This is a genomic window from Pseudomonas sp. 05N433, from assembly GCF_056396925.1.
The window spans coordinates 100,050-120,572 of sequence record NZ_JBFTML010000004.1 but is presented as its reverse complement, the minus strand read 5'-3'; the positions used below and the strand labels follow the sequence as shown (position 1 = coordinate 120,572).

14 protein-coding genes, 1 other RNA gene and 2 pseudogenes are annotated in these 20,523 nt (G+C 60.3%); 12 read left to right on the top strand and 5 right to left on the bottom strand.

Annotated features, from left to right (window positions below; genetic code table 11):
• Positions 1 to 153: 153 nt before the first annotated feature.
• The 6 genes and pseudogenes from AC1DIS_RS02685 (at position 154) to ffs (ending at position 9,555) form a co-directional block, all read left to right on the top strand.
• Positions 154 to 813 carry a GntR family transcriptional regulator gene (locus AC1DIS_RS02685; RefSeq protein ID WP_064619154.1) on the top strand — a complete coding sequence of 220 codons (660 nt, stop codon included), beginning with the start codon at positions 154 to 156 and terminating at the stop codon, positions 811 to 813.
• A 2-nt stretch (positions 814 to 815) separates the two neighbouring features.
• Positions 816 to 4,304, top strand: a complete 3,489-nt coding sequence (gene smc / locus AC1DIS_RS02680; protein WP_477780753.1) for a chromosome segregation protein SMC — start codon at positions 816 to 818, stop codon at positions 4,302 to 4,304.
• A 258-nt stretch (positions 4,305 to 4,562) separates the two neighbouring features.
• Positions 4,563 to 5,414 carry a cell division protein ZipA gene (zipA, locus tag AC1DIS_RS02675; protein ID WP_018925283.1) on the top strand — a complete coding sequence of 284 codons (852 nt, stop codon included), beginning with the start codon at positions 4,563 to 4,565 and terminating at the stop codon, positions 5,412 to 5,414.
• A 213-nt stretch (positions 5,415 to 5,627) separates the two neighbouring features.
• Positions 5,628 to 7,985, top strand: a complete 2,358-nt coding sequence (gene ligA, locus AC1DIS_RS02670; protein ID WP_086945129.1) for an NAD-dependent DNA ligase LigA — start codon at positions 5,628 to 5,630, stop codon at positions 7,983 to 7,985.
• A 154-nt stretch (positions 7,986 to 8,139) separates the two neighbouring features.
• Positions 8,140 to 9,303: pseudogene (locus tag AC1DIS_RS02665) on the top strand (zinc-binding metallopeptidase family protein).
• A 155-nt stretch (positions 9,304 to 9,458) separates the two neighbouring features.
• Positions 9,459 to 9,555, top strand: an RNA gene (ffs, locus tag AC1DIS_RS02660) — signal recognition particle sRNA small type.
• A 184-nt stretch (positions 9,556 to 9,739) separates the two neighbouring features.
• Here the strand turns inward: ffs and AC1DIS_RS02655 are convergent.
• Positions 9,740 to 10,054 (bottom strand): helix-turn-helix domain-containing protein, encoded by a 315-nt coding sequence (locus tag AC1DIS_RS02655; RefSeq protein ID WP_018925286.1) that lies wholly within the window; start codon positions 10,052 to 10,054, stop codon positions 9,740 to 9,742.
• 408 nt (positions 10,055 to 10,462) lie between these two features.
• On the opposite strand from AC1DIS_RS02655, the gene AC1DIS_RS02650 reads away from it, so the two are divergent.
• The gene (locus AC1DIS_RS02650) at positions 10,463 to 12,163 is read left to right on the top strand and encodes a putative bifunctional diguanylate cyclase/phosphodiesterase (protein ID WP_477743784.1); all 1,701 of its coding nucleotides are present in this window, start codon (positions 10,463 to 10,465) and stop codon (positions 12,161 to 12,163) included.
• A gap of 30 nt (positions 12,164 to 12,193) precedes the next feature.
• Here AC1DIS_RS02650 and AC1DIS_RS02645 read toward each other — a convergent pair whose 3' ends face one another.
• The gene (locus AC1DIS_RS02645; RefSeq protein ID WP_018925288.1) at positions 12,194 to 12,937 is read right to left on the bottom strand and encodes a substrate-binding periplasmic protein; all 744 of its coding nucleotides are present in this window, start codon (positions 12,935 to 12,937) and stop codon (positions 12,194 to 12,196) included.
• 145 nt (positions 12,938 to 13,082) lie between these two features.
• On the opposite strand from AC1DIS_RS02645, the gene dnaX reads away from it, so the two are divergent.
• The 5 genes and pseudogenes from dnaX (at position 13,083) to recR (ending at position 17,574) form a co-directional block, all read left to right on the top strand.
• Positions 13,083 to 15,176 carry a DNA polymerase III subunit gamma/tau gene (gene dnaX / locus AC1DIS_RS02640; RefSeq protein ID WP_477780752.1) on the top strand — a complete coding sequence of 698 codons (2,094 nt, stop codon included), beginning with the start codon at positions 13,083 to 13,085 and terminating at the stop codon, positions 15,174 to 15,176.
• A 67-nt stretch (positions 15,177 to 15,243) separates the two neighbouring features.
• Positions 15,244 to 15,582, top strand: a complete 339-nt coding sequence (locus AC1DIS_RS02635; RefSeq protein ID WP_018925290.1) for a YbaB/EbfC family nucleoid-associated protein — start codon at positions 15,244 to 15,246, stop codon at positions 15,580 to 15,582.
• 251 nt (positions 15,583 to 15,833) lie between these two features.
• A pseudogene (locus AC1DIS_RS02630) lies at positions 15,834 to 15,923 on the top strand (hypothetical protein); the annotation flags it as partial.
• Complete coding sequence (locus AC1DIS_RS02625; protein WP_370741117.1) at positions 15,898 to 16,896, top strand: NADP-dependent oxidoreductase; 999 nt, start codon at positions 15,898 to 15,900, stop codon at positions 16,894 to 16,896. The pseudogene AC1DIS_RS02630 and the gene AC1DIS_RS02625, both read left to right, overlap by 26 nt.
• Before the next feature lie 75 nt (positions 16,897 to 16,971).
• Positions 16,972 to 17,574, top strand: a complete 603-nt coding sequence (gene recR, locus AC1DIS_RS02620; protein WP_064619124.1) for a recombination mediator RecR — start codon at positions 16,972 to 16,974, stop codon at positions 17,572 to 17,574.
• Between the two features lie 36 nt (positions 17,575 to 17,610).
• Here recR and AC1DIS_RS02615 read toward each other — a convergent pair whose 3' ends face one another.
• The 3 genes from AC1DIS_RS02615 to hemN all read right to left on the bottom strand — a co-directional run bounded on the left by AC1DIS_RS02615 (position 17,611) and on the right by hemN (position 20,449).
• Complete coding sequence (locus AC1DIS_RS02615; protein ID WP_086945126.1) at positions 17,611 to 18,159, bottom strand: adenine phosphoribosyltransferase; 549 nt, start codon at positions 18,157 to 18,159, stop codon at positions 17,611 to 17,613.
• 79 nt (positions 18,160 to 18,238) lie between these two features.
• Complete coding sequence (gene fnr / locus AC1DIS_RS02610; RefSeq protein WP_018925294.1) at positions 18,239 to 18,973, bottom strand: fumarate/nitrate reduction transcriptional regulator Fnr; 735 nt, start codon at positions 18,971 to 18,973, stop codon at positions 18,239 to 18,241.
• Positions 18,974 to 19,066: 93 nt separating this feature from the next.
• A complete protein-coding gene (gene hemN, locus AC1DIS_RS02605; RefSeq protein WP_477743783.1) occupies positions 19,067 to 20,449 on the bottom strand; it encodes an oxygen-independent coproporphyrinogen III oxidase in 1,383 nt (460 codons plus the stop codon).
• Positions 20,450 to 20,523 lie beyond the last annotated feature (74 nt).

The following is a 20,523-nucleotide window of genomic DNA, read 5'->3' as shown; positions in this document are numbered from 1 at the left end:
ATCAACGACTCGTTCCTTCATTATTGACCCTCACGGGATAGCCTGCTTTTTGCTTGAATCGTGCCAAAAACCGCTGGGTGGGCACTCCGCCATGACCCCTCAATTGCGCTACACTGCGCCGCTTGTGCAGATCGAAGAGTTTGAAGGACAACCATGACGTTCAAGGCGCCGGACAGCCTCGCCGAGCAAATCGCTCACCACCTCGCCGAACGTATCATTCGCGGCGAAATGAAGCCGGGGGAGCGCATCCAGGAACAGAAGGTCACGCTGGCCCTCAATGTCAGCCGCGGTTCAGTCCGTGAGGCCTTGCTGATCCTCGAGCGCCGCCACTTGATCGCGATTTTGCCGCGACGTGGCGCCCACGTGACCGAACTGACGGCGCACAAGGTGCAGAGCCTGTGCACGCTGATGAGCGAGTTGTACATATTGCTCGGCAATGCCGTGGCCAGCGGTTGGCAAGTCCAGGCCGACATGGCGCCATTCCTGCAGATCCAGCAGCGCCTGACCGCCAGCTACGAACGCCAGGACATCCGCACGTTCGTCGACGACAGCTTCAGCGTGATGCGTGCCGCGTATCCGTTCGCCAACAACCCGTACTTGCAGGAAACCGTCGAGAATCTGCAGCCGGCCATGAGCCGTGCGTATTTCCTGGCGTTGGAGCAGCGCAAGGCCTCGATGAGCGAGTTCCTGGAACTGTTCGAACGCCTGCTGGCCGCCGTGCTGGCCCGTGACTTTGCGCAGATCCGCGTGGTGCTGACGGCGTATGCCCAGCGCAGTTGCGATCTGGTGGTTTCTGCCTTGACGGTCGCTTAAGCGTGCGGCTCAAGTGCATCAAACTGGCGGGGTTCAAATCCTTCGTCGACCCGACCACGGTGAACTTCCCCAGTAACATGGCGGCGGTGGTCGGGCCCAATGGCTGTGGCAAGTCGAACATCATCGACGCCGTGCGTTGGGTGATGGGCGAGAGCTCGGCCAAGAACTTGCGCGGCGAGTCGATGACCGACGTCATCTTCAACGGCTCCACCAGCCGTAAACCGGTGAGCCAGGCGAGCATCGAGCTGGTGTTCGATAACTCCGATGGCACCTTGATCGGCGAATACGCCGCCTACGCGGAAATTTCCATCCGCCGCAAAGTGACCCGCGACAGCCAGAACAGTTATTTCCTCAACGGCGCCAAATGCCGTCGTCGTGACATCACTGACATTTTCCTCGGCACCGGTCTCGGCCCGCGCAGCTATTCGATCATCGAGCAGGGGATGATCTCCAAGCTGATCGAAGCCAAGCCGGAAGACCTGCGTAACTTTATCGAAGAAGCGGCGGGCATCTCCAAGTACAAGGAGCGCCGGCGCGAAACCGAAAACCGCATCCGCCGCACCCATGAAAACCTGGCCCGCCTGACCGACCTGCGCGAAGAGCTCGAGCGTCAGCTTGAACGCTTGCACCGCCAGGCCGAGGCCGCCAAGAAGTATCAGGAATACAAAGGCGAAGAGCGTCAGCTCAAGGCTCAGCTGTCAGCCTTGCGCTGGCAGGCGCTGAACGAGCAGGTCGGCCAGCGCGAAGCGATCATCGGCACCCAGGAAATCACCTTTGAAGCCCTGGTGGCCGAGCAGCGCAACGCCGACGCGGCCATTGAACGCCTGCGTGACGGGCATCACGACCTGTCCGAGCGCTTCAATCTGGTGCAGGGGCGCTTCTATTCGGTCGGCGGCGACATCGCCCGGGTCGAGCAGAGTATCCAGCACGGTCAGCAGCGCTTGCGTCAATTGCAGGACGATCTGAAAGAAGCCGAGCGCGCGCGGCTGGAAACCGAATCGCACTTGGGCCATGACCGCACCTTACTGCTGACTTTGGGCGAAGAGCTGGACATGCTCACGCCGGAACAGGAAGTCACCAGCGCCGCCGCCGAAGAGGCCGCCGCCGCACTGGAAGAATCCGAAACCACCATGCATGGCTGGCAGGAGCAGTGGGACACCTTCAACCTCACCGCCGCCGAGCCGCGTCGCCAGGCTGAAGTTCAGCAGTCGCGGATCCAGCAGCTGGAAACCAGCATGGAGCGATTGGCCGATCGCCAGAAGCGTCTGGCCGAAGAGCGCGCGCTGCTTTCGGCGGACCCGGAAGACGCGGCGATCATGGAGCTCAGCGAGCAGTTGGCCGCGTCCGAGGCGACGCTGGAAGACTTGCAGGCCAGTGAAGAGGCGCAAGTCGAACGTCTTGAGCAACTGCGTCAGGAGTTGCAGCAAGCGTTGTCGGCGCAGCAGCAAGCCCAAGGTGATTTGCAGCGGCTCAACGGTCGGCTGGCATCGCTGGAAGCCTTGCAGCAAGCCGCGCTCGATCCGGGCACCGGCACCGCCGAATGGCTGCGCGAACAGCATCTGGCGGATCGTCCGCGTTTGGCCGAAGGCCTGAAAGTTGAAGCGGGTTGGGAGCTGGCGGTGGAAACCGTGCTCGGCGCCGACCTGCAAGCGGTGCTGGTGGACGACTTCGGTGATTTCGATCTGGCCGGGTTCGCCCAAGGCGATCTGCGCCTGCTCAGCCCGGCCAGCGATGGCGTGCGCATGCCCGGCAGTTTGCTCGACAAGGTTGAGGCGCAGATCGATCTGTCACCTTGGCTGGGGCAGGTCAAACCGGTCGACAGCCTTGAACAGGCCTTGGCCTTGCGCGGGCAATTGGCTGCTGGCCAAAGCCTGATTAGCCGCGACGGCTACTGGGTTGGCAGGCACTTTTTACGCGTACGTCGGGCTAGCGAGGCAGAAAGCGGCGTACTCGCCCGTGGCCAGGAAATCCAACGGCTGGGCCTGGAGCGTGAAGAACGCGAAGCCACGGTTGAAACTCTGGAAACCCAACTTCAGAATCTCAGGGCGCAACAGCGTCAGCAGGAAAACGGCCGCGAACATTTGCGCCGTCTGCTGCAAGACGAAGCGCGTCAGCAGGGCGAATTGAAAGCCCAGTTGTCGGCTGGTAAAGCCAAGGTCGAACAGTTGACCCTGCGCCGCAGCCGTCTCGATGAAGAACTCACCGAGCTCAGCGAACAGCGCGCCCTGGAACACGAAAACATCGGCGAAGCGCGCCTGCAATTGCAGGAAGCCCTCGACAGCATGGCGCTGGATACCGAGCAGCGCGAGTTGCTGCTGGCCCAGCGCGACAGCCTGCGCGAACGCCTCGACCGGGTGCGCCAGGAAGCCCGGCAGCACAAGGACCATGCGCATCAATTGGCGGTGCGCCTGGGGTCGTTGAAGGCGCAACACGATTCCACCCGTCAGGCCCTTGAGCGGCTGGAAATGCAGGCAGAGCGCCTGACCGAGAAGCGCGAACAGCTGAGCCTCAATCTGGAAGAGGGCGAGGCACCGCTGGAAGAGCTGCGGCTGAAGCTCGAAGAGTTGCTCGACAAACGCATGACCGTCGACGAAGAGCTCAAGACCGGGCAAATCGCCATGGAAGACGCCGACCGTGAACTGCGCGATGCTGAAAAGCGCCGGACTCAGGCCGAGCAGCAATCCCAGTTGATTCGCAGCCAGCTCGAACAGCAACGCATGGAATGGCAAGCGTTGACGGTGCGGCGCAAGACCTTGCAGGATCAATTGCTCGAAGATGGCTACGATCTCAATGGCGTGCTCGCCACCCTGGTGGCCGGGGCCAGCGAGAAAGACGCCGAAGAAGAACTCGAGCGTATTGCCGCGCGGATTCAGCGCCTCGGCGCGATCAACCTCGCGGCCATCGACGAATACCAGCAACAATCCGAGCGTAAACGTTATCTGGATGCCCAGAACGACGATCTGGTGGAAGCACTGGACACTCTCGAGAACGTGATTCGCAAGATCGACAAGGAAACCCGAAACCGCTTCAAAGATACCTTTGATCAGATCAATGGCGGTTTACAGGCCCTTTTCCCAAAAGTTTTCGGTGGAGGCAGCGCCTATTTGGAACTGACGGGCGAAGATCTACTCGATACAGGGGTAACGATCATGGCGCGGCCGCCAGGAAAGAAGAACAGCACCATCCATTTGCTCTCCGGTGGCGAAAAAGCCCTGACCGCATTGGCCCTGGTATTTGCCATCTTCAAGTTGAATCCGGCGCCGTTCTGCATGCTCGATGAAGTTGACGCGCCATTGGATGACGCTAACGTTGGACGCTACGCACGGCTGGTCAAAGAGATGTCGCAGACGGTGCAGTTCATCTATATCACCCACAACAAGATCGCCATGGAAATGGCCGATCAATTGATGGGGGTGACGATGCATGAACCGGGTTGCTCGCGTCTGGTGGCAGTGGATGTGGAGGAGGCGATGGCCATGGTGGACGCCTGAGTCATTGCATGTAGGACAGGTAATTTTAAGCTGTAGGGCTTTTTTACCTGGCTTGACTTGCTGGCCAATCGACATATTCGCGCAAGCCATTGTGACAGACGGTGTAAAGTTATCTTTGGTCGTGCTAGTTTAATGTCAATTTTTCGTATACGTGGGCAAAACGCCTGTCAGAACATAGAGTTGGCGCCACGTTTTAAAGCGGTTTACACAATGTAAACCCCTTATTTTTCAGCATTTTTTATAGAGGCACGGGATTACATGGAAATCGGTCTGCGCGAGTGGCTGATCGTCATCGGCATTATTGTCATTGCCGGTATTCTTTTCGATGGCTGGCGTCGCATGCGCGGCGGCAAGGGAAAACTGAAATTCCGTCTTGACCGAAGTCTGTCCAACCTGCCGGACGAGGACACCAGCGCCGAGCTGTTGGGCCCGCCCCGCGTGCTGGACACCCAGAAAGAACCGCAACTGGACGAGCACGACCTGCCGTCGGTGAGCATGCCTGCCCGTGAACCGCGCGAATCGGGTTCCAAGCGCGGCAAGCGTGGCCATGGCGAGCCGTCGCAAGGCGATATGAACCTCAGCCTGGACCTGGACGGTGGCCCGAGCTTCAGCAGCCGTGACAACGATTTCCCGGATGACCGCAAGTCCGCCAGCTCACCTGAAAAAGATCAGCCACAAGCCGAAGAAGTGCTGGTGATCAGTGTGATCTGCCGCGACCCGGCCGGCTTCAAGGGCCCGGCGCTGTTGCAGAACATTCTGGAAAGCGGTCTGCGTTTCGGCGAGATGGACATTTTCCACCGCCACGAAAGCATGGCCGGTAACGGCGAAGTGCTGTTCTCGATGGCCAACGCGGTCAAGCCGGGCGTTTTCGATCTGGATGATATCGACCACTTCAGCACCCCGGCGGTGAGCTTCTTCCTCGGTCTGCCAGGCCCGCGTCATCCGAAGCAAGCCTTCGACGTGATGGTGGCGGCGGCACGCAAGCTGTCCCAGGAGCTGAACGGCGAACTGAAGGACGACCAGCGCAGCGTGCTGACCGCCCAGACGATTGAGCACTACCGTCAGCGCATCGTCGAGTTCGAACGCCGCGCATTGACCCAGAAGCGCTAAACGAATGACTGGGGCAGGCTTCTGTGGCGAGGGAGCTTGCTCCCGCTGGGCCGCGAAGCAGCCCCATCCAGATACACCGCATTCACTGGATTTACGACGGCTTCGCCGCCGAGCGGGAGCAAGCTCCCTCGCCACAGTGTCCACAGCTTTGCGCTACCGTATTTAAAAGATTGAGCAGCCTCGGCTGCTCTTTTGCTTTATGAGAGAACACCCATGACTGCCGCCGAAACCCGCATTCTAGAGCTGCGCGCCGAGCTCGATCAGCACAACTATCGCTACCATGTGCTGGATGAGCCGAGCATTCCGGACGCCGAATACGATCGCTTGTTCCATGAACTCAAGGCGCTCGAAGCGGCCCATCCCGAACTGATCACCAGCGACTCGCCGACCCAGCGCGTCGGCAGTGCGGCGCTGTCGGCGTTCACTCAGGTGCGTCATGAAGTGCCGATGCTCAGCCTTGGCAACGCCTTCGAAGAAACCGACATGCGCGAATTCGATCGCCGGGTGACGGAAGGTCTGGACTTGCCGGTCGGCGACCTGTTCGGTGGCGGCGCAGCGGTGGAGTACAGCTGCGAACCCAAGCTCGATGGCCTGGCGGTCAGCCTGCTGTATCAGGATGGCATGCTGGTGCGCGGCGCCACTCGCGGAGATGGCACCACGGGCGAAGACATCAGCGTCAACGTGCGCACCGTGCGCAATATCCCGCTCAAGCTGCATGGCAGCGGCTGGCCGGCGACCCTGGAAGTGCGCGGCGAAGTGTTCATGTCCAAGGCCGGTTTCGAGCGGCTCAACGCCACGCAACTGGAAATGGGCGGCAAGACCTTCGCCAACCCGCGGAACGCGGCGGCAGGTAGCTTGCGGCAGCTGGATTCAAAGATCACCGCCAACCGTCCGCTGGAATTCTGCTGCTACGGCATCGGCCAGGTTTCCGCCGATATCGCCGACACGCACATTGGCAATCTGCAGCAACTCAAAGCCTGGGGTATGCCGATCAGTCATGAATTGAAATCGGCTCGTGGCATCGATGAGTGCCTGGATTACTACCGCGACATCGGCGAACGCCGCAATGCGCTGCCCTATGAAATCGACGGCGTGGTGTTCAAGGTCAACAGCATTGCCTCCCAGCGCGAGTTGGGTTTCCGTGCCCGCGAACCGCGTTGGGCCATCGCGCATAAATTCCCGGCGATGGAAGAGCTCACCGAGTTGCTCGATGTGGAGTTTCAGGTCGGTCGCACCGGTGCCGTGACGCCGGTGGCACGCTTGAAACCGGTCAAGGTCGCCGGTGTTACCGTGGCCAATGCGACGTTGCACAACATGGATGAGGTCGCGCGGTTGGGGCTGATGATCGGCGACACCGTGATCATCCGTCGCGCCGGTGACGTGATTCCGCAAGTGGTGCAAGTGGTCATCGAGCGTCGTCCTGAGGATGCACGGCCGGTACAGATTCCCGAGCATTGCCCGGTCTGCGGTTCGCATGTCGAGCGTACGCAACTGGTCAAGCGCAGCAAGGGTCGCGAGACTGTCAGCGAAGGTGCGGTGTATCGCTGCGTCGGCCGTCTGGCCTGCGGTGCTCAACTCAAGCAGGCGATCATTCACTTCGTTTCACGCCGGGCCATGGACATCGAAGGGCTGGGCGAGAAGAGCGTCGAGCAACTGGTGGACGAAGGTCTGGTGAATTCGCCAGCCGATTTGTACGCATTGACCTTCGAACAAATCGTCGACCTCGAAGGCTTTGCCGAGCTGTCGAGCAAGAACCTGCTCGGCGCCATCGAAGACAGCAAGCGCCCGAGCCTGGCGCGGTTCATCTATGCCTTGGGTATCCCTGATGTCGGCGAAGAGACGGCCAAGGTGCTTGCACGGTCTCTCGGCTCGCTGGAGCGGGTTCAGCAGGCGTTGCCACAAGTGCTCACGTACTTGCCGGATGTCGGGCTGGAAGTGGCTCACGAGATTCACAGCTTCTTTGAAGACCCGCATAACCAGCAGGTGATCGCCAATCTGTTGAAGCACGGCCTGCAGATTCAGGATCAGGGAGCGTTGGCTGCCGAATTCGCTGCAAGCACCACGCTTGGCGGTTTTCTCGACAAGCTGAACATTCCTTCGGTCGGGCCGGGCGGGGCGCAGAAGCTTGCCGACAAATTCGGCTCGCTTGAAGCGGTGATGAATGCTGACTGGCTGGACATGCGCCAGGCGTTGCCGGAGAAGCAGGCGACCTCGGTGCGTGAGTTTTTTGCGGTCGCAGAAAACCGTCAGCTCGCCGAGTCCGCTGAAAAGCAGCTGCGCGATTTCGGCATGCATTGGCAGAGCGAGAAAAAAGTCGTCGAAGGATTGCCGCTGGCTGGGCAGACCTGGGTGCTGACCGGTTCGCTGGAACTGATGAGTCGCGACGTTGCCAAGGACAAACTTGAAAGCCTCGGGGCCAAGGTGGCCGGTTCGGTGTCGGCCAAGACCCATTGCGTGGTCGCCGGGCCGGGCGCAGGTTCGAAGCTGGCCAAGGCCAATGAGCTGGGGTTGAAAGTGTTGGATGAAGAGGCGTTTGTCGAGTTTCTTGGCAAGCACAATATTTCGGTTTAACTGATCGTTCCCACGCTCTGCGTGGTAACGCATCCCGTGACGCTCTGCGTCACAGCGGACGCGGAGCGTCCGGGGCGGCATTCCCACGCAGAGCGTGGGAACGATCATGTCTGAGCAATGATCTAGTCTTGGCAGTCCCCAAAGAGAGATCGCCATGTACCGCTTCTTCGAACAGCTCAGTTCACGCATCGCCGCGCCCTTCATGGGTGAGCGTTCGCGCAACAGCAAGGTCTGGCATTGTCGCTGCGGGCAGTCGCTGTTCTTTCGCAACAGCCAGTGCCTGGCCTGTTCGGCGGCACTGGGCTATCAGCCGCAGCAAAGTCGCTTGTCATCGCTGCAACCCGGCCCGCAAGCGGATACCTGGTTGCTCGATGCCGACCCTGACGCCGGTATTTTCCGCCGTTGCGCCAATCTCGATTCCCCGGCTGCGTGCAACTGGTTATTGCCGGCCAATCATCACGATGGGTTGTGCATCGCCTGTAGCCTGAATCGCACCATCCCCGACCTGTCGATTCCCGAGAATCACGAACGCTGGCGCAAAGTGGAAACCGCCAAGCGTCGTCTGGTGGCGCAGTTGCTCAGCCTGGGCTTGCAGGTCATTCCCAAAACGGTGGACGAAGGTGCTGGTCTGGCCTTCGATTTCATCGGTATCGACCTCGAAGGCAAGCCGCCGACCACCGGGCACGCCAACGGCCTGATCACCCTCGATATCAAAGAAGCCGACGACGCCCACCGCGAGCAGGTTCGCGTGCAGATGCACGAACCCTATCGCACGCTGCTCGGTCACTTTCGGCACGAGACAGGGCATTACTACTGGGACCGACTGATCGCCAACAGTGCCTGGCTGGAACCGTTCCGCGGCCTGTTCGGCGACGAGCGTGCCAGCTACGCCGAGGCTCTTGAGCAGCATTATCAACAAGGTGCGCCGCTCGACTGGCAGCAACATTAGGTCAGCGCCTACGCCACCATGCACCCTTGGGAAGACTGGGCGGAAACCTGGGCTCACTACCTGCACATGATGGATGCGGTGGACACCGCTCTGTGTTTTGGCATGAGTGCCCAGGAAATGGAGTTCGACTATCAGCCGTTTCCACCCAGTACGCTGTTCGACCCGCAACATCCCGGCGGGCCGGCGTTCCTGTCGTTCGTCAACGCGTGGATCGAACTGGCCGGCATGCTCAACGAGTTGTCACGCAGTATGGGCCAGCCGGACTTCTATCCGTTCGTCTTGCCGCCGGCGGTGATCGCCAGGCTGCACTTCATTCACCTGGTGATCCAGCAAGAGGGCGGCCGGGCGGGTGAAGTGTTGGTGCAATAGGATCAAAAGACCGCGGCCTGGTCGCGATCTTTTGAAGGCCGGCGCATGTCCTTGAAGCAGCTCATGTTTTTTAATCCGCCCGAACGGTTGTAACTTCGTCTCAGATAGGTACAATGGCGCGGCTCGCCGTCAGGTGAGCGTCGTTATGGTGACCCCATCGGTCCCCCCGCAACGATTACCCGTGAACCTGGTCAGATCCGGAAGGAAGCAGCCACAGCGGGAACATTGTGTGCCGGGGTGTGGCTGGTGGGGTTGCCTCCATAACGCAACACGAACCCTCTCTCGTGTTTTCTATCTAAAAATACTGTTTTTCTTTACCTGCCATGGAGTTCATCCAGGGCGGCTTTTCGTCGTTTCCGAATGAAACAGCGGGATATATAAAAGGAGGCCGATCTGTCGCGTTCGACAGGTCGGCCTCCTTTTTTATTTGTTAGCATCAAGGCTTGGACAAGGCCTGGTCAACCGCTGCGATCAGCTTTCCCAGATCCTTCGGGGTGGCTTTGTGTATGACGTTGAACAGGTACGCTCGCTGTTCATCCTCGTCGCCTAGATCTGCGAAAAAGGCTTTCAGCTTCACACCCAGCACGTCGGCAAGCAGGAACAATGCTTCCACGCTGGGGGTATAGGTGCCAGTTTCGAAGCGGCTGATGGTTTTGGGGTCAAAACCGGTTTTTTCGCCGAGTTCAGCCTGAGTAAGCCCTGCGACCTTGCGGTAGCGTCGGATGGCTGGACCCAAACTTGAAATTTGCATCGCTCAATTCCCATTTAGAATCAAGAACTTAACGATAGATTTTTGCATTAGGCAACTGCATGATCCATCACCTTGCTTTGCAAAATGTGATGCATTTCGTAGAATCGCCGCTTCGGAGGGGGTTTTGGTGATCTGCTGTCTGAAGTTTAGGCGATATGAAACAGCCAGCATTGTCTTCCCTTGCCGGGTGTGCAGAGAAGTCGTTGGCGGTCTGAAACCCTCGCGAAATGTTACCAGAGTCGGTGTTGCTACCTTGCCCGAGACTAGTTGATCTTCGGCGGTCCAGGGGCCATCAAATGCTGTTCATGGAGTGATAACGTGTCTCTGCGCTGTACGTCTCAAAACATCTCTTCCGGGCATCCTGCACTGGTCGAGCGGTACCTCCGCTAGCGACAGTGAGCCTCACTCATGGATGAGAAATACCGCAGGGCCGTGGATGCCGCCGCAATTTTTTCCGAGACTGATCTCAACGGCCGGATTACTTACGTCAACGATCAATTCTGCGTCGTGTCCGGCTACAGCCGCGAGGAATTGCTGGGGCAAAACCATCGCCTGCTGAACTCCGGCCTGCATTCCGCCGATTTCTTCGCTGCCATGTGGCGCACCATTGCTCTGGGCAATGTCTGGAAGGGCGAAATCTGTAATCGCGCCAAGGATGGCAGGTTGTATTGGGTCGACAGCACAATGGTGCCGGTGCTCGACGACACCACCGGGCTCGTTGACCGATACCTGTCGATTCGTTTCGACATCAGCGAAAAACGCCAATTGCTGCAATCCCTGCAATGGCGGGTCGGGCATGACGTGCTGACCGGGCTGCCCAATCGCGCGTTCCTGTCGGATCTGCTGGATCAGGCGCTGGAGTTTTCCCGGCAGGAAAACATTCCGCTGGCAGTGTGCATGCTTGACCTCGACGGGTTCAAAGCGGTCAACGACGGCTACGGTCACGCCAGTGGCGATATGTTGCTGGTGGAAGTGGCCAAGCGTCTGCGTGACATTGTGCGCGGCGAAGATGTGGTGGCGCGATTGGCCGGTGACGAGTTCGTGCTGGTGTTGCGTTACGTGCGTGATCTGCCGGAATTGCGCGCGGCGTTGAGTCGCGTGCTGGGGGCGATCTCGGCGCCATACACATTGCACGGCAAGGACATCAATGTGTTTGCCAGTATCGGCGTCACCCTGTTTCCCCATGACAACGAAGATGCCGAAACCCTGCTGCGCCACGCCGACCAGGCGATGTATGTGGCCAAGCAGCGCGGGCGAAACCGCTTCCATCTGTTCGATGTGTCCCGGGATCAAGAGGTCAAAGCCACGCACCAGACCGTCGAGCGGGTGCGTCAGGCGCTGGTCGCCGGTGAATTTCGCCTGCACTTTCAGCCCAAGGTGAACATGCGTCGTGGCGAGGTCGTCGGTTTCGAGGCCTTGTTGCGTTGGCAGCACCCGCAAAACGGCATGGTGCCGCCTCGGGAGTTTTTGCCGCTGGTAGAGGATACCGACCTGATCATCGATATCGGCGAATGGGTGATGGACCAGGTGCTGGCGCAGTTGCACCGCTGGCAGCAAGCGGGGCAGGGCTGGCCGATCAGTATCAACATCGCGGCGCGACATTTTCAGCGCGCGGATTTCGTCGACCGGCTCAGACAGGTACTCGCTCGGCATGCTCAGGTTGCCCCGCGGATGCTCGACCTGGAAATCGTCGAGTCGGTGGCGATCGAGAATATCCAGCATGTCAGCGCCTGTTTGCAGGCCTGTCAGGCGTTGGGGGTGCAGTTTTCCCTGGGTGATTTCGGCACCGGTTATTCGTCCCTGAGTTATCTCAAGCGTTTACGCACCCAGACTATCAAGATCGACAAGTCATTTGTGCGTGACATTCTGAATGACCGGGATGACCTGGCCCTGACCACGGCGGTGATTGGCCTGGCCCGGGCATTCGGCCGGCAGGTGATTGCCGAGGGGCTGGAAAGCCTTGAGCACGGTGAGCTGTTGTTGCGACTGGGGTGCGAAGTCGCTCAAGGCTATTTCATCGCCCGCCCGATGCCGCCCGCCGAGGTGCCGGCCTGGGTGGCGGGGTTTGTCGCCCCGTCGCAATGGCAGGCACTCGATCAAATAGCCTGACTCGCTCTATATGGCAGCCTTCGGCAGCTGCTACGGGGTCGGGTTACCGGTATAGAGTCGGATGATGTCATTGATCTCCCCCGACGTTTTCATTTGCTGCAACGTACGCAAAATGCGTTGTACTGGCACTTTGGGGTCATTGCGCATGTAACAACTGATAGGCTGTTCCTGCACCAGCGCGACACTTTTCAGTTGCTGGTCGGGCAGCAGGCGCTGGTTGAACCAGTCCAGGGTCCATTGGTTGCTCACCGCGTAGCGATAGCGTCCAGCCAGCAGTTTTTCCAGCACCTGTTCCTGATTGCGTGCGTCCTCGCGGTGCAGCCGGTCGGCGTCGAACAGCGGTTGCAGGGTCGGGTAGCTATAGCCGAGCACGGTGCCGATCGACTGTCGTGGCAGGTCCGCTGGATTGACAGAGTCGGGTGGGCCTTGCCGGCCAATCAGCATGTCGCGCTGAACCAGCAGCGGAACGCTCCAGATATAGTCGCCGGACGGGGTCGACAACCAGTCTTGTGAGACGAAACAGCGCACATCGGCTTCGCCGTGCTCCATGGCGTTCTGTACTCGCGGCCGAGGCAACACGTGAAATTGCGCCGGCGCGCCGACCTGGGTCGCCAGGCTAAGCATGATGTCGTGCAGAATGCCCTGGGTCGGCCGGTCGCGCTCGATTTGCACCAAGGGCATGGCCCAGCTGTCCGGCACGACAAAGCGCAACGGCACTTCGGCGGCCGCGACGCTCAGGCTGACGAATAGCAGTGCCCCCAAGGCAAAGTGCATAAATGCTCCGGTACGGCTCAAGCCTGAGCTGATAAAAGCTCCTCAAAGTGCAGCTTAGCCAGAATAGACGAGCGCACCGGATGCAATTTTGGCCTTGCTCCGCTAGCATTAGCCGCTTCTGCTTCCTTCGCTGCGACGGTTTTCGATGAGTTATCAGGTTCTTGCACGTAAATGGCGTCCGCGCTCGTTCCGCGAAATGGTCGGCCAGACCCATGTGCTCAAGGCTCTGATCAATGCCTTGGACAGCCAGCGGCTGCACCACGCCTGCCTGTTTACCGGTACCCGCGGGGTCGGCAAGACCACCATCGCGCGGATCATCGCCAAATGCCTGAATTGTGAAACAGGTATCACTTCGACGCCCTGTGGCGAGTGCTCGGTGTGCCGCGAAATCGATGAAGGCCGCTTCGTCGACCTGATCGAGATCGACGCCGCGAGCCGGACCAAGGTCGAAGACACCCGCGAGCTGCTCGACAACGTGCAGTACGCGCCGAGCCGCGGGCGCTTCAAGGTCTACCTGATCGACGAAGTGCACATGCTTTCCAGCCATTCCTTCAATGCGCTGTTGAAAACCCTCGAAGAGCCGCCTCCCTACGTCAAGTTCATCCTGGCTACCACCGATCCGCAGAAACTTCCTGCAACGATTCTCTCGCGGTGCCTGCAGTTCTCCCTGAAGAACATGACCCCTGAGCGGGTGGTCGAGCATCTGAGCCATGTGCTGAGCGTCGAGAACGTGCCGTTCGAAGACGATGCGCTGTGGTTGCTGGGTCGCGCCGCCGACGGTTCGATGCGCGATGCCATGAGCCTGACCGACCAGGCCATCGCCTTCGGTGAAGGCAAGGTTTTGGCCGCCGACGTGCGGGCGATGCTCGGCACCCTCGATCACGGCCAGGTCTACGACGTCCTGCATGCGCTGATCGAAGGCGACGCCAAGGCGTTGCTCGAAGCCGTGCGCCATCTGGCCGAGCAAGGCCCGGACTGGAACGGCGTGCTCTCGGAAATTCTCAACGTGTTGCACCGTGTTGCCATCGCCCAGGCCCTGCCTGAAGGTGTCGACAACGGCCATGGCGACCGTGATCGCGTATTGGCACTGGCCCAGGCACTGCCGGCCGAAGATGTGCAGTTCTATTACCAGATGGGCCTGATCGGTCGCCGGGATTTGCCGCTGGCACCGGATCCGCGCGGCGGCTTCGAAATGGTCCTGCTGCGAATGCTCGCATTCCGGCCAGCAGACACCGAGGACGCTCCGAGGCAACCGCTAAAGCCAGTGGGGATCAGCCAGGCCACAGTTGATTCCGCAAACTCAGTGGCTGCCGCGCCGATTGTTGCGCCGGTAGTCGCTGCGGCCGTGGTACCGGTTCCGGTGGCGCCCGTGGTTGCACCAGCACCCGCGCCTGTCCCGGCCGTTGCGCCTGAACCTGTTGCGCTGGTGGCGGTGCCTGAGCCCGAGCCCGTGGTCGAGCCTGTAGCGGTCGAAGAAGTCGTCGATCTGCCCTGGAACGATCCGGTAGAGCCCGAGGTTGTCCAGCAGCCCGCCGTCGAGCCAATGCTGGAGACGGCCGGCGAACAACCCGAATTACCACCGATGCCCATGCCGACGCCGGACAGCGTGGTGCCGGATGCGCCTGAGTGGGCCGCTGCGCCGATTCCGGAACCGTCCGTGGCCGAAGTCGATGCCGCCACGCCAGGCATCGACCTGGATGACGAGCCGCCGCTGGACGAGGATTACATCGAGCCGGACATGGATTCGGCCTACAGCTACCTCGACGATCTGGCCAGTGAGCACACCGCCGAACCTGCGGCGCAGCCCGAGCCTGAACCGGCCGCGATGCCGGCCACCGGCCTGGCCCTGCAATGGCTGGAGTTGTTCCCGAAATTGCCGGTGTCCGGCATGACCGGCAGCATCGCCGCCAACTGCACGCTGATCGCCGTCGATGGCGACAATTGGCTGTTGCATCTGGACCCGGCTCACAGCGCCCTGTTCAACGCGACGCAACAACGTCGCCTCAACGATGCGCTGAACCAGCACCACGGGCGCACGCTGACCCTGAGCATCGAGCTGATCAAGCCTGAGCAGGAAACCCCGGCCCAGGCAGCGTCCCGGCGTCGTGCCGACCGTCAGCGCGAGGCCGAGGAGTCGATCCATGGCGATCCGTTCATCCAGCAAATGATGCAGCAGTTCGGGGCGGTGGTCCGTCACGATACTATTGAACCTGTCGAAGCCCTGGTCAGTCAGGGCTAATAACTGAAGGCGCTTGGCCGCACTCGCCGGGCGCTGTTTTTATCCAAGTACTTTTGAGGTGATTCCCATGATGAAAGGTGGCATGGCCGGCCTGATGAAGCAGGCGCAGCAGATGCAGGAAAAAATGGCCAAGATGCAGGAAGAGCTGGCCAACGCCGAAGTCACCGGTAAGGCCGGTGGCGATATGGTCACCGTGGTAATGACCGGTCGTCACGACGTCAAGCGCGTGACCATCGACCCAAGCCTGGTCGAAGGCCTGAGCGAAGACGACAAAGAGATGCTGGAGGCTGTATTCGCCGCCGCCGTCAACGATGCTGTGCGCAAGATCGAAGCCAACAGCCAGGAAAAAATGGGCAGCATGACCGCTGGCATGCAACTGCCACCGGGTATGAAATTGCCATTCTGATTCGCCAACGCGCGTCGGATGGGTTAAAAAAATGCCAGGCATCGCGCCTGGCATTTTTGTTTCCGGCTGGTTTTTGCCAACCCCTGTGGCGAGGGAGCTTGCTCCCGTTGGACTGCGCAGCAGTCCCCCTCTTTTCAGGTAGAGAGTGGGGCCGCTACGCGCCCCAGCGGGAGCAAGCTCCCTCGCCACAGTGAAAAGTAGAAACATCGAACGCGCCATCCCCACAACGGTCTGCTCCCTATACCGCCGAAATTCATCGATCAAGGAGACGCTCACATGCCACAAGCATTGACCCTCAACCAACGAATCGTCCTGGTGTCTCGCCCGGTGGGAGCGCCGACACCGGAGAATTTCCGCCTGGAACGGGTAGCGTTGCCGGATCTGGCCGACGGTCAGGTGCTGCTCAAGACGCTGTATCTGTCGCTGGATCCCTACATGCGCGGTCGTATGAGTGACGCGCCGTCCTACGCGGCACCGGTAGAAATCGGCGAAGTAATGACCGGTGGGGCTGTCAGTCGTGTCGAGCGTTCGCTGAATCCGAAATTCCAGGAGGGCGATCTGGTGGTCGGCGCCACGGGATGGCAGAGCCACAGCATCAGCGACGGGCGCAACATCATTCCGCTCCCGTCCGGGCTGCCAAGTCCATCGATGGCGCTGGGGGTGTTGGGCATGCCCGGCATGACCGCCTACATGGGGCTGATGGACATTGGCCAACCCAAAGAGGGCGAAACCCTGGTAGTGGCGGCCGCTTCCGGCGCGGTGGGTTCGGTGGTCGGCCAGGTGGCGAAGCTCAAAGGCCTGCGGGTGGTCGGCGTGGCCGGTGGTGCTGAAAAATGTCGCTACGTGGTCGAGGAGTTGGGCTTCGATGCCTGCATCGACCACAAGCGCCCGGACTTCGCCGACGAATTGGCGCTGGCCTGCTTCAAAGGCGTCGACATCTACTTTGAAAACGTCGGTGGCAAGGTGTTCGATGCGGTGTTGCCGCTGCTCAACCCCAAGGCGCGGATTCCTCTTTGTGGTCTGATCGCTTCCTACAATGCCCATGAAGCCCCGAGCGGGCCGGATCGCTTGCCACAATTGCAGCGCACGCTGCTGACCAAGCGCGTGCGGATTCAGGGGTTTATTGTGTTCGACGACTACGGCGACCGTCAGCCAGAGTTCATCAGCGCCATGGCGCCTTGGGTGCGTGACGGCAAGGTGAAATTCCGTGAAGACGTGGTCGACGGCCTGGAGAACGCGCCCGAGGCATTTATTGGCCTGCTGGAAGGACGCAACTTTGGCAAACTGGTGGTGCGGGTGGCGCCGACTGAGTAATTGGCGCTGCTATTTGACGCTAAACAGAGGCGCGGGTATAAACCGCGTCTCGTTGTTATGTCGGACTTTTTCCCCATGAGCTTCAGCCCTTTGATTCGCCAACTGATCGATGCCCTGCGAATTTTGCCGGGTGTGGGTCAGAAAACTGCCCAGCGCATGGCGTTGCAACTGCTTGAGCGCGATCGCAGCGGCGGTTCGCGACTGGCCCAGGCGCTGAGCCAGGCCATGGAAGGGGTGGGCCACTGCCGTTTGTGCCGCACGCTGACCGAAGACGATCTGTGCCCGCAATGCGCCGATTCACGCCGCGACGACACCTTGCTGTGTGTGGTGGAAGGTCCGATGGACGTGTACGCGGTGGAGCAGACCGGTTTTCGCGGTCGCTACTTCGTGCTCAAGGGCCACTTGTCGCCTCTGGACGGGTTGGGGCCGGAAGCCATCGGCATTCCACAACTGATGGCGCGGATCGAAGAGGCGGGCACGTTTACCGAAGTCATCCTCGCCACCAACCCGACGGTGGAAGGCGAGGCCACGGCGCATTACATCGCCCAGTTGCTCAGCAACAAGGGCCTGATCGCCTCGCGCATTGCCCACGGCGTGCCGTTGGGTGGCGAGCTGGAACTGGTGGATGGCGGGACATTGGCGCATTCGTTTGCCGGGCGTAAGCCGATTTCGCTGTAACGGTGCTGTCTGGGCTGACTCCTTCCAGGCGCTGCCTTACTTATCGCTCAACGCAAACTGCGTCAGACAGAAAGTCGCAATCCCCATGTCTTCCAGCCGTTGCGAACCACCCAGCTCCGGCAAGTCAATGATCGCCGCCGCTTCATGCACCCGCGCGCCCATGCGCCGAACCAGGTTGGCCGCCGCAATCAGCGTGCCGCCGGTGGCGATCAGGTCATCGAACAGCACCACCGAATCCCCCTCGCACAGGCTGTCGGCGTGGACTTCGAGGAAGGCTTCGCCGTATTCGGTCGCGTAACCTTCGGCCAGCACGTCGGCAGGCAATTTGCCCTGCTTGCGGAACAACACCAATGGCTTGTTCAGCTGATACGCCAATATCGAACCGATCAGGAACCCGCGCGCGTCCATGGCGCCGATGTGGGTGAAGTCGGCCTCGACGTAGCGATGGGCGAAGCTGTCCATCACCAGGCGCAGGGCTGTGGGCGACTGAAACAGCGGGGTGATGTCGCGAAAGATCACGCCCGGCTTGGGGAAGTCGATCACGGGGCGGATCAGTGATTTGATGTCGAAGGAGTCGATGACCATCGTCGAAGTGTCCTGGCGGGCTGCAAACGTCGCAGTATAACGGTGGCTGAACCGTTTCGCTCAGCCACCGTCAACAGGGTCAGCCTTCGATCGAGCCACCGGCCAGGGCGCAGAGCTGGATCGGGTCGAGGATGTGCACTTCCTTGCCCTCGGCGGCGATCAGTTCGTTTTGCTGGAAGCGCGTGAACACCCGGGACACGGTTTCCACCGCCAGGCCCAGGTAATTACCGATTTCGTTGCGCGACATGCTCAGCCGGAACTGGTTGGCCGAGAAGCCTCGGGCGCGGAAACGGGCCGACAGGTTGACCAGGAAGGTGGCGATGCGCTCGTCGGCGGTTTTCTTCGACAGCAGCAACATCATTTGCTGATCGTCACGAATCTCGCGGCTCATCACGCGCATCAACTGACGGCGCAGTTGTGGCAGTTGCAGGGCCAGTTCGTCGAGGCGCTCGAACGGGATCTCGCACACCGAAGTGGTTTCCAGGGCTTGCGCCGAGACCGGATGCTTTTCGGTGTCCATGCCCGACAGACCGACCAATTCACTCGGCAAATGGAAACCGGTGAGTTGTTCTTCGCCGCCATCGCTCAGGCTGAAGGTCTTCAGGGCGCCGGAGCGTACTGCATAAACGGAATCGAACGTGTCGCCCTGGCGAAACAGGAATTCGCCTTTTTTCAGCGGGCGACCACGTTTGACGATATCGTCCAGCGCATCCATGTCTTCCAGATTCAGAGAAAGTGGCAGGCAGAGAGGGGCCAGGCTGCAATCCTTACAATGGGCCTGGTTATGAGCGCGCAGCTTTACTGGCTCGGACATTTCTTTAATCCTTGTGGGAAAACACGCATAAGACGTAAGGGTACCCCACGGGAGGACATTCGGACCAGCCTGCGACAATTTAACCGCAAGGCATTAGATCACTCGTGAAAAGCGCTGGCGATTGGTGTGTTCCAGGTATGCATCGAACACCATGCACACCGAGCGCACCAGCAGTCGGCCTGCGGGGAGTACGGTGATCCGTTCATTGTCGAGCTCGATCAACCCGTCCTTGGCCATGTCCTGCAGCTGTGGCCAGAGCTCGCCGAAGTAACCGCGAAAATCGATGTTGAAGGCCTGCTCGATTTCCGCGAATTCCAGGTTGAAATGGCAAATCAGTTGCTGAATCACCGCCCTGCGCAAGCGATCGTCGGCATTGCACAGCAGGCCACGGGCGGTGGCCAGTTGCGCGGACGCCAAAGCGTTCTGGTACTGGGTCAGGTCGCTGCTGTTCTGGCAGTACAGGTCGCCGATCTGGCTGATGGCCGATACCCCCAGACCGATCAGATCGCAATGACCGTGGGTGGTGTAGCCCTGGAAGTTGCGTTGCAAGGTCGACTCTTCCTGGGCAATCGCCAGTTCATCATCGGGCAGGGCGAAGTGGTCCATGCCGATGTAGCGGTAACCGGCGGCCGTCAGTTGTTCGATGGTGCGCTGGAGCATTTCCAGCTTCTGCGCCGGTTCCGGTAGATCGTTGCTGTTGATCCGCCGTTGCGGCATGAAGCGCTCTGGCAGATGGGCGTAGTTGAACACCGAGAGCCGGTCCGGTTGCAGGTTGATGACTTCGTCGACGGTGCGGGCGAAGTTCTCGGGCGTCTGCTTCGGCAAGCCGTAGATCAGATCGATGTTGATCGAGCGATATTGCAGAGTCCGGGCGGCGTCGATCACCGCGCGGGTTTCTTCCAGGCTTTGCAGGCGATTGACCGCCCGCTGTACCGTCGGGTCAAGGTCTTGCAGGCCGATGCTGACCCGGTTGAAGCCCAGTTCCCGGAGCAGGCCCATGGTCGACCAGTCGGCCTCGCGCGGGTCGATCTCGATGCCGTAGTCGCCGGAATCGTCGTCCAGCAGATTGAAATGCTTGCGCAGCCGGGCCATCAGCTGACGCAGTTCATCGTGACTGAGAAAGGTCGGTGTGCCGCCGCCAAAATGCAGTTGCTCGACTTTTTGCATGGGGTCGAGGTGGCAGGCGATCAGCTGGATTTCCTGTTCCAGGCGCTGCAAATAGGGCAGGGCACGGCCACGGTCCTTGGTGATGACTTTGTTGCAGGCGCAGTAGTAGCAGATGTTCGCGCAGAACGGCACGTGCACATACAGGGATAACGGTCGCAGCGCCTTGCGGCTGTCGCGCAGGGCATGAAACAGGTCGAAGGTGCCGACCTGGCTGTCGAATTGCACGGCCGTCGGATACGAGGTATAGCGTGGCCCCGCCAGGTCGTAACGGCGGATCAGATCTGTGTCCCAACGAATGGCGTCGAGCATGCGGGCATTCCCCCGGATAGGCTGGCAGTGTCGGCGAGTCTAGGGGGTGCGGCGTTGCGGCATCTTGATTTGCA

Excerpts from the sequence above, each read along its gene's own strand:
- AC1DIS_RS02685 (WP_064619154.1), top strand. The coding sequence starts at position 154 with ATGACGTTCAAGGCGCCGGACAGCCTCGCCGAGCAAATCGCTCACCAC.
- zipA (WP_018925283.1), top strand. The coding sequence starts at position 4,563 with ATGGAAATCGGTCTGCGCGAGTGGCTGATCGTCATCGGCATTATTGTC.
- ligA (WP_086945129.1), top strand. The coding sequence starts at position 5,628 with ATGACTGCCGCCGAAACCCGCATTCTAGAGCTGCGCGCCGAGCTCGAT.
- AC1DIS_RS02655 (WP_018925286.1), bottom strand. The coding sequence starts at position 10,054 with ATGCAAATTTCAAGTTTGGGTCCAGCCATCCGACGCTACCGCAAGGTC.
- AC1DIS_RS02650 (WP_477743784.1), top strand. The coding sequence starts at position 10,463 with ATGGATGAGAAATACCGCAGGGCCGTGGATGCCGCCGCAATTTTTTCC.
- AC1DIS_RS02645 (WP_018925288.1), bottom strand. The coding sequence starts at position 12,937 with ATGCACTTTGCCTTGGGGGCACTGCTATTCGTCAGCCTGAGCGTCGCG.
- dnaX (WP_477780752.1), top strand. The coding sequence starts at position 13,083 with ATGAGTTATCAGGTTCTTGCACGTAAATGGCGTCCGCGCTCGTTCCGC.
- AC1DIS_RS02635 (WP_018925290.1), top strand. The coding sequence starts at position 15,244 with ATGATGAAAGGTGGCATGGCCGGCCTGATGAAGCAGGCGCAGCAGATG.
- recR (WP_064619124.1), top strand. The coding sequence starts at position 16,972 with ATGAGCTTCAGCCCTTTGATTCGCCAACTGATCGATGCCCTGCGAATT.
- AC1DIS_RS02615 (WP_086945126.1), bottom strand. The coding sequence starts at position 18,159 with ATGGTCATCGACTCCTTCGACATCAAATCACTGATCCGCCCCGTGATC.
- fnr (WP_018925294.1), bottom strand. The coding sequence starts at position 18,973 with ATGTCCGAGCCAGTAAAGCTGCGCGCTCATAACCAGGCCCATTGTAAG.
- hemN (WP_477743783.1), bottom strand. The coding sequence starts at position 20,449 with ATGCTCGACGCCATTCGTTGGGACACAGATCTGATCCGCCGTTACGAC.